This is a genomic window from Hymenobacter sp. BT559, from assembly GCF_017571525.1.
GTDB lineage: Bacteria > Bacteroidota > Bacteroidia > Cytophagales > Hymenobacteraceae > Hymenobacter > Hymenobacter ginsengisoli.
Genome location: NZ_JAGETY010000019.1, coordinates 57,394 through 69,065, shown reverse-complemented (window position 1 = coordinate 69,065; position 11,672 = coordinate 57,394). Strand labels below are relative to the sequence as shown.

Annotated in this window: 10 protein-coding genes; 6 read left to right on the top strand and 4 right to left on the bottom strand. The window is 62.6% G+C overall.

Features of this window, described 5'->3' with window-relative positions; all coding sequences use genetic code 11:
• The first annotated feature begins 36 nt into the window (after positions 1–36).
• From J4D99_RS20100 to J4D99_RS20090, 3 genes are all read left to right on the top strand, one after another.
• Complete coding sequence (locus tag J4D99_RS20100; protein WP_208133540.1) at positions 37–732, top strand: carboxypeptidase-like regulatory domain-containing protein; 696 nt, start codon at positions 37–39, stop codon at positions 730–732.
• 81 nt (positions 733–813) lie between these two features.
• Positions 814–1,812, top strand: coding sequence for a UV DNA damage repair endonuclease UvsE (gene uvsE, locus J4D99_RS20095; RefSeq protein ID WP_208133539.1), 999 nt, complete (start codon positions 814–816; stop codon positions 1,810–1,812).
• Positions 1,813–1,863: 51 nt separating this feature from the next.
• Positions 1,864–2,205, top strand: a complete 342-nt coding sequence (locus tag J4D99_RS20090) for a hypothetical protein (RefSeq protein WP_208133538.1) — start codon at positions 1,864–1,866, stop codon at positions 2,203–2,205.
• A gap of 106 nt (positions 2,206–2,311) precedes the next feature.
• On the opposite strand, the gene J4D99_RS20085 is transcribed toward J4D99_RS20090, so the two are convergent.
• Together J4D99_RS20085 and J4D99_RS20080 are read right to left on the bottom strand one after the other, a co-directional pair.
• Positions 2,312–2,722: a hypothetical protein gene (locus J4D99_RS20085; protein WP_208133537.1), complete on the bottom strand. Its 411-nt coding sequence runs from the start codon at positions 2,720–2,722 to the stop codon at positions 2,312–2,314.
• A gap of 97 nt (positions 2,723–2,819) precedes the next feature.
• Positions 2,820–3,119, bottom strand: coding sequence for a hypothetical protein (locus J4D99_RS20080; protein WP_208133536.1), 300 nt, complete (start codon positions 3,117–3,119; stop codon positions 2,820–2,822).
• Positions 3,120–3,838: 719 nt separating this feature from the next.
• On the opposite strand from J4D99_RS20080, the gene J4D99_RS20075 reads away from it, so the two are divergent.
• The 3 genes from J4D99_RS20075 to J4D99_RS20065 all read left to right on the top strand — a co-directional run bounded on the left by J4D99_RS20075 (position 3,839) and on the right by J4D99_RS20065 (position 10,237).
• Positions 3,839–8,020 carry a DUF8696 domain-containing protein gene (locus J4D99_RS20075; protein WP_208133535.1) on the top strand — a complete coding sequence of 1,394 codons (4,182 nt, stop codon included), beginning with the start codon at positions 3,839–3,841 and terminating at the stop codon, positions 8,018–8,020.
• An 88-nt stretch (positions 8,021–8,108) separates the two neighbouring features.
• On the top strand, positions 8,109–9,080 hold the full coding sequence (locus J4D99_RS20070) for a PorP/SprF family type IX secretion system membrane protein (protein WP_208133534.1): 972 nt from the start codon (positions 8,109–8,111) through the stop codon (positions 9,078–9,080).
• Positions 9,081–9,136: 56 nt separating this feature from the next.
• The gene (locus J4D99_RS20065) at positions 9,137–10,237 is read left to right on the top strand and encodes an alpha/beta fold hydrolase (RefSeq protein WP_208133533.1); all 1,101 of its coding nucleotides are present in this window, start codon (positions 9,137–9,139) and stop codon (positions 10,235–10,237) included.
• Positions 10,238–10,256: 19 nt separating this feature from the next.
• On the opposite strand, the gene J4D99_RS20060 is transcribed toward J4D99_RS20065, so the two are convergent.
• Both J4D99_RS20060 and hemF read right to left on the bottom strand, forming a co-directional pair.
• Entirely contained in the window at positions 10,257–10,583 is a 327-nt protein-coding gene (locus J4D99_RS20060) for a Dabb family protein (RefSeq protein ID WP_208133532.1), read from the bottom strand.
• 131 nt (positions 10,584–10,714) lie between these two features.
• Entirely contained in the window at positions 10,715–11,644 is a 930-nt protein-coding gene (gene hemF / locus J4D99_RS20055) for an oxygen-dependent coproporphyrinogen oxidase (protein ID WP_208133531.1), read from the bottom strand.
• Between the last annotated feature and the right edge of the window lie 28 nt (positions 11,645–11,672).

Here is an 11,672-nt window from a genome sequence, read left to right as displayed (position 1 = left end):
GCTTTGTAGGACAGTTGCGTTAAAAGATTCGTGTTTTTGCTGGTCGCCCCTTTTCTTTCCAGGCACAGACTGCTGGCTTTCAGCCTCCTGCTTTTTGGCGCCCTAGCGGCTACCAAGGCGCACGCCCAGGCTGGCAGCCCCCCGCCCACCGTGCGCGTGAGCGGCCGGGTATCGGCAGCCGAAAACAAGCAGCCGATACCCGGCGCCACGGTGCAGATTCAGCGCACCCGCCGGGGCGTGGCCGCCGATGCCGAGGGTGAGTTTCTCATTGTGGCGCTGGCTACCGATACGGTGCTTTTCCGGGCCGTGGGCTATAAGCCGCACCGGCTGGTGCTGGGAGGCACCACGCTTTCGCAGCTGGTGGTGCAAGTCAAAATGGTGCGCGACTCTATTCAGCTGGGCGAGGTGCACGTGACGGCCGACCGCCCCGACCGCGCCATCATCAACCGGGCGCTGCGCAATATCAAGCGCCCCGCGCCCCCCGTGGTGAAAGTGCCCAAGAAAGCCCCTAAGCCCAAGCCGCTGTTTGCCGTCGACTCGACGGCGCCCCGGCCCGAGCCGCCCACCATCAGCGGTTCGAACGTGGACTGGCTCTACGACCAGTTTTCGCGCCAGGGCAAGGAGCGCCGCAAGGTGGAGCAACTCAAAGCCCGCGACGCGGCCGAAGCCGCTGCCAAGAAGCGGGCCGAGTATAATAAAGCCTTCCGCGACAACCGAGGGTATGAGCAGTGAACAGTAAGCAGCTTTCTGCTCACTACTCCCCGCTCGCTGATAAGTAAAACGCACGGCCCCCTTCTGGCGTAAGCTCAGAAGATGAAGATTGGATATCCCTGCGTGAATGAGACGCTGCCGTGCAGCGCGGCCGGCACCTTCCGGCTAGCCTCGTATTCGGCCGAGCGGCTAGTAACCACCGTGGCCGCCAACCTGGCCTGCCTGCAGCAGATACTGGAGTGGAACGTGGCCCACGGGCTGCTGTTTTTTCGCATGGGCTCGGGCATTGTGCCGTTTGGCTCGCACGAAATCAACACCTTTCCGTGGCAACAGCACTTTAAAAGCGAGTTTCGGGCCATTGGCGACTACGTGCGGCAGCACGACATGCGCATTTCCTTTCACCCCGACCAGTTTGTGGTGCTCAATTCGCCCGACCCGGCCATTGTGCAGCGCAGCGTGGCCGAGCTGGTGTACCAGGGCTCGATGCTCGACCTGATGGAGCTCGACTCGACGGCCAAGCTGCAGATACACGCCGGCGGCGCCTATGGCGATAAGGGCACGGCGCTGGCCCGCTGGGTCGATACGTTTCATACGCTGCTGCCAGAGGCGGTAAAAGCCCGGCTGGTGGTCGAAAACGACGACCGCCTCTACAGCCTGCGCGAGTGCCTGAGCCTGCACGACGAAACGGGCGTGCCCATCCTGTTCGACAATTTTCACCACGAGTGCCTCAACCACGGCGAGCCCATGCGGCTAGCCCTGCGCCTGGCCGCGGCCACCTGGCAACCCACCCGCGACGGCGTGCTGATGATGGACTACAGCTCGCAGGCGCCCGGCGAGCGCCGCGGCAAGCACACCGACACGCTGGTGCCCGAGCTGTTCCAGCGTTTTCTGACCGACCTCGACGGCCTGGATGTAGATATGATGCTCGAAATCAAGGATAAGGAGGCTAGCGCCGTGCGCGGCATTCAGCTCCTGCGCCAGGCGGGCCTGGTGCCGCCGGCGCCGGCCGGCTACGTGCCGCCCGAGTTTGCCCCGCGGCTGGCCCCACCCAAAAAGCCAGCCAAGCGGCAACCCGCCAAAGGCAAAGAAGCCGCCAGCTAGCTCCTGCTTCCCTTTACTTACATATCACTTTCTTACTTCTAATTCCTTTTCATGAATGACCTCCTGCACGCAACCCTTTCGGGGCTGCAAAACGGCCTGACCAGCTTACCGCTCGGCTCGGCAATGGACAACACCGAAACCTGGCAGCAGCAATTTTTGCAAAGCGGCCTGCCCGAGCTGCAAGACATTGCCCGCGAAATGGGCAACCTGCAATCGCTGCTCAGCAGCGGCAGCCTCAGCGCCACGGCCATCGGCAACTCGCTCCTCATGCTCGGCGACCAAACCAGCCAGACCAGTCACCACGCCCCCGCCGACCTCAAGGCCGACCTGCTCAAGCTGGCCGACACCCTGCGCCGCCACGGCCACGAGCTGCTGGCCCATGCGGCCAGCTAGGCCACCCAGCCCCACAAAAAAAGGTAGCTGCCAACCGGGCAGCTACCTTTTTTTGTGGGGCTGGGTGGCAAAAGGATAGCTTCGCCTCCACCCAACTAGCTGAGGGCTAGGGCTGGGTAGAGTTAGTAACCGGGTGCGGGTCGCGCCGCTGCAACACATTGCTAGAGCTTGAGCTGCGGCTGGGCACAATATCGCTCGACTGCCGGCGGCGCTGCTGCGGAATAACGCCTTGCTCGCGCACATCGGGCACAGATGTCGGCGATTGCTCGGGAGTACCCGCCACCGGACCAGTACCCAAAGGCAAGCGGCTGGGCTGCGCATCGTAGCTGGTAGAGGTGCGCTGCACCTGCGGCGGCCCCTGAATAGTACTCTGGTTTAGGGCGGGGTTTACCGGGGGCACGGCCGTTTGGTTTTGCGAGCCGCCGCGCATGGGCGCCGTAGCATCGAAGGGCACGGTTTGGGCATGTGCCGTGGCTACGGCGCACACGCTGGCTAGCAGCAGGTAGAAGCGTTTCATGGCGGTGTGGCGTTAAAGTAAGAGGCTGAAAAAAAGCTGGCTAGCCCCGTGGGCCAACCAGCTTTTCTGCTTTACGCTAAACGCAGCCTCTCGGCTACTACATCGTCGATTTCGACTTCATTTTGGTGCCTTTGCTCATGCGGCGGTTGGCGCGCATCGTGGCCCGGTCGCTGCGCGTGCTGCCGCTGCGCATGGTACCGTTGCCGCTGGTGGTGCCGCTCATGCTACCATTATTCATGCTACCATTGCTCATAGTGCCATTGTTCATGGTACCCGAGGTGGTAGAGCCTGAGGTGGTAGTGCCTGAAGTAGTGCCGGTGCCGGGGGTAGTTTGGGCAAAAGCGGTAGTGGTGGCCAAAGCAAAGGCTACGGCGGCGAAGAGGGAGGTGGCTTTCATGATATTCAAAAGAATGGTGGGAAAAGGAAGCTAAATAGCTTGCCCTTCTACGTGCTGCCCTAGCCTAATTGTTACTTGATTAGCAGCACATTTACTGCTGGCGCCTCAGTAAACACGGCGCTTTCACAGTATTCACATGCTCACTGTTATACACTTATGGCTCCAAGCATAAAACCCATATTTTTAAGACACCGGCAACGCTACGCCGGGTAGGGGTCGGCGGCAGGCGCAGCCTTGCGCTGGCTAGCCCACCAAGCAGCCGGCCGCTCGGTGCTCATGGTACTTATTGCACCGCGTGCCGCATAACCCAGATAAAATACTTAACAATTTTTATTGAAAGCCTTTTATTGCTCGCGATTTAGTAGGTCTTTTGCTACTGTAAGTCTCATTGCCGGGAAACTGCTTGAGCAACACTTATTACCACGCTGCATTTACTGGCTTCTACATGCTTACCTTACTCCAGCTAGTTGGCCGCCTGCTACTTTTCTGGCTGGCGGAGGCCAGTGGGGTGGGGCTCATTCGCAGCAAGGTGGCGCCCGCTTTTAAGGAAGCCATTCGCAGGTGCCTAGCTGGGGCGGGGCCTCGACCACGACCTGCGCTTTTGCCTTCACTTGCTCGCTGTTTACCTAGGTTGCCGCTTGGCTGGCCGCCGCAGCTCCAGCTACAGGCAGCCGGCCTCAAATACCCTTTCTCTGCTACTCCCCACTTTCGGGTTTTCTATGATTAGAGGCTTACTTTCTTGGGTAGCAAGGCTGCTAGGCCTTGTTTTTTTGCTGCTGGCGGGCGGCCCGGCGCAGGCCACTCACCTGCTAGGCGGCGAAATGACCTACCGCTACATCGACAGCAACGGCCCGGCCGCGGCCCCCTACCGCTACGAGATAACGGTGACGGTGTACAACAACTGCGGCAGCACGGGCATTACTGCGCCCAGGGCATCGGCCAGCGTGGGGATTTATGACCAGGCCACCGGGACGCGCATCGTGCTGACTTCTGTCAACTACCCTACTACCGTAACCATTTCGGGGCAGACGGGGATGATGAGTATTAAGCAAACGTCGATTAGCAGCTGCATTTCGCCGGCGGTGCCGCCAGGCTGCACCATCACGGGGGTGTCGCAGCCCTATATTCTGCAAAAGTTTGTGGGCGTGGTCAACCTACCGGCGGCAAGCGAGGGCTACTACGCCCTGTTTACAGATGGCAGCCGCAACGTCGACATCACCAACCTGTACAACCCCAGCGCGCAATCGATGACGCTGTACGTGGCATTGAGCCCGCCGCGGATACCCAACCACTCGCCGGTATTCTCAGACATTGCCGTAGCCATCATCTGCGCCAACGACACTACCTACTTGCTCAACAACGCCGTAGATGCCGACGGCGACCGCCTGGTGTATTCGTTTGGGCAGCCCTATGCCACTGCCGGCACGGCCCTGCCCACTACCTATTTTACGCCGCCCCCGCCCCTGGCTACGTACAGCGCGGGCGCTGGCTACGCGCCTACTACGCCATTTGGTACGGCCGCCGGCAATTTTGCCCTGCTCAGTGCGTCGACGGGCCTAGCCAAGTACGGCGCCTCTACGGCGGGGCGCAAGTACGTGGTGGCGGTTGATGTGAAGGAATACCGCACTATTGCGGGCCAGGAAGTACTCATTGGGGTGACGCGGCGCGACTTGCAGCTGGTGGTAGCCAACTGCCCCACTACTAAGATTCCGGTGCTGCCGCCGGCCACAGTGCTGCCGCGCGACTACACCATTGAGGCGGGCACCACGCTTACTATTCCCATCACGGCCACCCAGGCCGATGCGCACCCGCTCGACATGACGCTAAACAGCGTGCTGCTCGACGGCCCGGGCAACTACGATGCCACCCTGAACGGCGACCCCGGCACCCGGCCGGTGGGCAACCCCACGGGCACGTCGGTAGTCTCGGGCACCAATGGCACCGTAGCAGGCACTTTTGTGTATACTCCCAGTTGTGCTGACGCCCGCGCCACGCCCTACGACGTCGCTATTACAGTGAAGGACAACGGCTGTGCTGGCAAAACCATTGCCGACGTGCTGCACATTACCGTCACGAAACCCACGGGCCCGACCACCATCAGCGGCGACCAGCTGGTGTGTGGGCTTAATGCCACCCGCAGCTACTCGGCCAGCGGCGGCACCGCGCCCAAGGTGAGCTGGCGCGTGGTGGGTGGCACCATCGTGGGCAGCCCCACCGCCAACCCGGTGCAGGTGCAGTGGCGGGGGGCGGGCACTGGCACCGTCGTGGCCAGGGGCCTCAGCAACTACGGCTGCCTCACCGATTCGGTGGTGCAGGCCGTTACCATCTCCCAAACTGCGACCCTGACGATTACGGGCAATCTAACTATTTGCCAGGGCAGCAGCACTACGCTGACCGTGACGGGCGGCACAGCGCCCTATACCGTGAGCGGGGGGGCTAGCATTATTACCGGGGCCAGCCCCCTTACCCTAAGCCCGACGGCTACTACTACCTATACCATCACCGGGGCAGCGGCTCCTACTAGCTGCGGCGCTACCGGCCAGGTAACCGTGACCGTGCTGCCCGCGCCGGCGGCCAACGTGGGCCCCGCCACGCAAAGCACCTGCTCGGGCGTGCCCGTGGCGCTGGGAGCACCCGCCGTGGCAGGCTCTACCTATAGCTGGAGCCCTGGTACGGGCCTCAGCAGCACTACCGTAGCCAACCCCACCCTTAAGCTGACTAACTCGGGTGCCAGCCCTGCCACAACCACTTATACGCTTACCGAAACCAACGCCAGTGGCTGTCAGGCTACCAATACGGTTACGATTACCATAAACCCGCTGCCGGTGGCACAAGCCGGGGCCGCTACTACGATTTGTGCGGGGGGCTCGGGGCAGCTAGGGGCGGTGCCGGTAGCGGGCTACACCTACAGCTGGAGCCCTGGCACCGGCCTCAGCAGCACCACCGTAGCGAACCCGACCGTGACGCTCACCAATACTACGGCCACCGCTACTACTCAGACCTATACCCTCACCGCCACGAACGCGGCTACTGGGTGCACCAACACCGGCACGGTGGTCGTAACGGTGAGCCCGCCACTGGTAGTAAGTGCGGGCCCGGCGGCTACCATTTGCTCGAGCGGCTCGACCCAACTGGGCGTGGCGGCCGTGGCGGGCTACACCTATAGCTGGAGCCCTGGCACCGGCCTCAGCAGCACCACCGTAGCGAACCCTACCGTGACGCTCACCAACGCTACGGCCGCCGCTACTACTCAGACTTATACCCTCACCGCCACGAACGCGGCCGGCTGCACGGGCACCGCCACGGTCGTGGTCACCGTCAACCCCTTGCCCGTGGCCACCCCCGGCGCAGCCGTAGCGGCCTGCTCGGGCAGCCCCACGCCGCTAGGGGCGGTGCCGGTAGCGGGCTACACCTATAGCTGGAGCCCTGGCACGGGCCTCAGCAGCACCACCGTGGCGAACCCGACGGTGACGCTCACTAATACTACGGCCGCCGCCACTACTCAGACCTACACCCTTACCGTGACCAACCCGGCTACTGGGTGCACCAACACCGGCACGGTGGTCGTAACGGTGAACCCCGTCCTCACGCCAGGCACCATTAGTGGGGCCCAGACGGTGTGCCCAGGCACCGCACCGACACCGTTTACGAGCCCGGCCGGGGCTAGCGGGGGCACCGGCCCCTACACCTACCAGTGGGAATCTTCGCCGGATAACTCGACCTGGACGGCCGTTTCGGGGGCCACCGGGGCGGGTTACGCCCCCGGCCCGCTCACAGCCGTGACTTATTACCGTCGGCAAGCTATAGCCGCCACATGCGGCAGCGCGTATTCCAACGTGGTGGCCGTGCAGCTGCAAACGCCCCTCGTATCGGGCGTGGCGCTGGCTACGCCGCCGATGCAGTGCGCCGGCACGGCCTTCACCTTCACACCCACCCCTAGCAACGCCGGCGCCACGCCCACGTACCGGTGGCTGGTCAACAACGTAGTGGTGGCTACCAGCGCCACCTACACCAGCACGACGCTGCGCGATGGCGACCAGGTGCAGGTAGAGCTGACGCCCACCGTAGGCTTTTGCGCTACAGGGCCGGCCACGGCCACCGTGACGGTGCACCTGACGCCGGTAGACCTGCCCGCCGTGACCATGATGCTGCAAACCGCCCTGCCCGTGTGCCCCGGTGAGCCCATCACCTTCAGCCTCGACAAGGCCACCAACCCCAGCGCTAGCCCCCAGTACCAGTGGCAGGTAGATGGCAAGGATGTGCCCGGGGCTACGAGCCCGGTGTTTACCAGCACCACCCTCAAAGACGGCCAGACTGTGACGCTGCTGCTGCGCGCTACCACGGCGTGCGGCCTGGTCACGGCTACGTCGGGCAGCGTACCCGTCAGCCTCTACCCAATAGCAGATGTGGATGCCGGCCCCGACAAGACCATTATGGATGGCGAGCAGGTAACGCTCGAAGGCAAGGCCAGCGGGACGTACCCCGTAAGGTGGACGCCCATGCTCGGCCTCACGTTTGTGGGCGCCGACCAGCTGCGCCCCATTGCCTCGCCCACCGTCACGACTACCTACACCCTCTCGGCCGGCGGCGGCAAGTGTGCCGCCAGCAGCACGGTGACGGTGACGGTGACGCCCCGCGTACGCATTCCTACTGCCTTCAGCCCCAACGGCGACGGCCAGGATGATACCTGGGAAATCGACAACATCGGCGCCTACGCCGGCAACCACGTGCAGGTATTTAACCGCTGGGGCAGCAAGATTTTTGACGCCGCCAACTACAGCCGTAGCACCGAGTGGAATGGTACTATTGGGGGGCAGCCCGCCCCGGTTGGCACTTATTACTACGTCATTACGCTCGGCAATGGCCGGTCCTATAGTGGCCCTGTCACGGTGGTGTATTAACTTATCAGGCGCTTAGCAGTGTGGCTAACCCATCTTTTTTGCTAAGCTGCTCATTTTCTCTTGCATAGCTTCCTAGCCCTCTTGCTCAGTGAAAAATAACTTACCCGGCTTTTTCTTTTTGCTGCTACTGGCGGCCGGGGCGGCCCGGCCGGGGCAGGCCCAGCAACTGGCTCAGTACAGCCAGTACATGAACAATAATTATATCCTCAACCCGGCCGTAGCGGGCACCGAAGATTTTATCGACCTCAAGTTCAGCTACCGGGCGCAGTGGGCCGGGCTGGAGGGTGCCCCGCGCACGTACTACGCCAGCGCCAACTCGTCATTGGGCAGCCTGCGCTCGCAGTCGAAGCGCACCAAGCACGACTGGGCGCGCGGCTTCCATGCCATCGGCGGCATTGTGTATAGCGACGTGACGGGCCCCACCAGCCGCAGCGGCATCTACGGCTCGTATACCTACAACCTGGCCCTGACGCGCACCGTGCGCCTGGCCATGGGCGCCTCGGTAGGTATGCAGCAGTTTGCCGTCGATGGCGCGCAGCTGCAGTTTCACAGCGGCTACATCGCGGCCAGCCAGGCCTCGCGGGTGCCCGATGCCACGATAGGCTTGTGGCTCTACAGCCCCGATTTTTACGTGGGCGCGTCGTCGGCCCAGCTGCTGGGCAATCAGCTCGACATTGCCTACTCGCCCGTCAACCAGGTCACGTACACCAACAAGCTGGAGCGCCACTACTTTGCCACGGCCGGCGGGCGCCTGCCCATCAGCGAAGACCTGACGGTGGTGCCCTCGGTGCTGGTAAAATACATGAAGCCCGCGCCCGTGTCGGTCGACCTCAACGTGAAGCTCAAGTTTCGCGACGTGGTGTGGGCCGGCGCATCGTGGCGGGCCACTAATGCCTTTGTAGGCATGGTAGGCGTCGATTTCGACTTCGGCAGCCTCAGCTACTCTTACGACGCCAGCACCACGGCCCTGGCCAACTACCAGTGGGGCAGCCACGAAGTAGTGCTGGGCATCAAGCTCAAGAAAGTACCTCGCCCAGCCTGCCCCGACCCATTTTGGTAGGCCGCGAGGGTCGTTTTCAGAACACCAGTTTGAGCATCCACTGCTTGCCCTTTGCCATGCGTTTAGCGTTTCTTCGACTGTCTTTTTTCGGCTGCTGGCTAGGGCCGCTCCTGAGCTTGGCCCAATCGCCCGCCGCCCCCTACCCTACCCCGGCAGCGGGCGATTTTGCGCTGGCTAATTTTCGCTTTGCCAGCGGTGAAACCTTGCCTACGCTTACCCAGCACTACACCACCGTGGGCCAGCCGCGCCGCGACAAAGCCGGCCGCATCACCAATGCCGTGCTCATCATGCACGGCACCACCGGCGCGGGCACCAGCTTTTTGAGCGACTTGTTTGCGGGGCATCTGTTTGGGCCGGGGCAGCCGCTCGACGCCGCCAAGTACTACGTTATCTTGCCCGATGCCATCGGCCACGGCAAGTCGAGCAAGCCGAGCGACGGCCTCCGGATGAAATTCCCAAAGTACACCTACGATGACATGGTGGCCGCCAACTACCGCCTGCTCACCGAGAAGCTGGGGGTGACGCACCTGCGCCTAGTGATGGGCACCTCGATGGGGGGCATGGAAACCTGGGTGTGGGGCTACCAGCACCCCGGCTACATGGATGCGCTGCTGCCCCTGGCCAGCCTGCCCGTCGAGATAGGCGGCCGCAACCGCATGCTGCGCAAAATGGCCATCGACCTGATAGAGATGGACCCGGCCTGGCAGGGCGGCAACTACACTACCGAGCCCAAAGTGGGGCTAGCCGGCGCAGCCTCGTCGCTCATTTTCATGACCAGCAGCCCCAAGCAGATGCAGAAGCTGGCCCCCACCCGCGCCCAGGCCGAGGCCGCGCTGGCTCAGACCGAAGCCCGCCTCTACAAGTCGCTCGATGCCAATGACTTTATTTATCAGTTTGATGCCTCGCGCGACTACAACCCGGCGCCGCACCTGGCGGCCATCCAGGCGCCGCTGTTTGCTATCAACTCGGCCGACGACCAGGTGAACCCGCCCGAATTAGGCATTCTGGAAACCGAAATCAAGAAAGTGCCGCGCGGGCGCTACATCCTGCTGCCTATTACCGACCTCACCACCGGGCACGGCACGCACTCCAACCCAGCCATTTGGGGCCAGTATTTGCTTGAATTGTTGGCTCTTACCGGAAAGCCAGTCCGCTAGGGCCGCCCGCTGGCTAGCCTTAGAGCGTAGGCCCCACGGCATCGTAGATGACGACTTTCTCCCAGTAGCGCGCATAGTCACGCCGAAACTCGTCGTGAATCGGGTGCTCCTGGTAGCTGAGCTCATCGGCGGCACTCTCAAAAAAGCACAGCCACGAATACGTATAGTCACGGTCGATAACGGCACGGTCGGTGGCGGCCGGCGTGCCGATGTGGGCCAGCTTGATACTCGGCACGCCGCGCAGCTTTTGCAGCCCCTCCAAGAGCTTGGCCCGGTCGGCGTCGGTGGCACCGGCGGGCGTGTAAAACAAGACGTGGTGCACGAAGAGGTCGGTGGGCGTGGGCATAGGGCAGGGAGGGACGAAACTTACTAAAGGCAGGCTAGCGGCGCTAACTCACCGCGAACGCCGCAAAGTAAAGGAATGGCCGCCTTACTTACTACCACGTGCCGCCTGCTTGCCCGCGCTAGGGCACCCACCTACATGCTCAGCCAATCGACGCCCTGGCGCAACCAGCTTTGCGTGGCGGCCTCGGCCGAGTCGGGCTCGGGCACCAGGTTGTAGTGCCAGTCGGCCTGGGGCGGCAGGCTCATCAGGATGCTCTCGGTGCGGCCGCCGGTTTCGAGGCCAAAGCGGGTGCCCCGGTCGATGGCCAGGTTGAACTCAGCGTAGCGGCCGCGGCGGGCTAGTTGCCACTGTTTTTCGTCCACGCTGAAAGACAGATTGCGGTTTTGGCGCATAATGGCCGAATAGGTACGGCCGTAGACCTCGCCCACGTCTTGCACAAACGCAAATAGCTCGTCAAAGTCGCCGTCTTTGCCCACCGTCAGCCTATCGAAGAAGATGCCCCCTACCCCGCGCGTTTCCTGCCGGTGCGGCAGGTAGAAGTACTCATCGGCCCACTGTTTGAAGCGCGGATAGTAGCTGGCATCTTGGCGGTTGCAGACCTCAGCTATCTGCTCATGAAACCAGCGCGTCTGCGCCACATCCACGTAAATGGGTGTTAAGTCGAGACCACCGCCAAACCACGCCTCGCCGTTGGCGGCTTCAAAGTAGCGCACGTTCATGTGCGAGATGGGCACCTTGGGGCTGCGCGGGTGCTGCACCACACTCACGCCGGTGGCGAAGTAGCCTGAGTCGGGCAGGAGCAGCTGGGTAGCGGCGGCCGAGCTCAGCTCGCCCCACACGGCTGAGAAGTTGACGCCGCCTTTTTCGAGCACTGCCCCGCCCGTGATGACGCGCGTGCGGCCACCCCCGCCGCCGGCATGCTGCCACAAGTCTTCGTGAAAAGTGGCCCGGCCATCGGCAGTTTCGAGCTGGCGGCACAGCCAGTCCTGAAAATCGCGCATCCAGTTTTCGACGGTGGTGCGGGTTCCTAGGGCCGTCGGTTGGGCAGTAGCAGCTAACATAGGTTGAGAAAATAAAGAATTCATTATC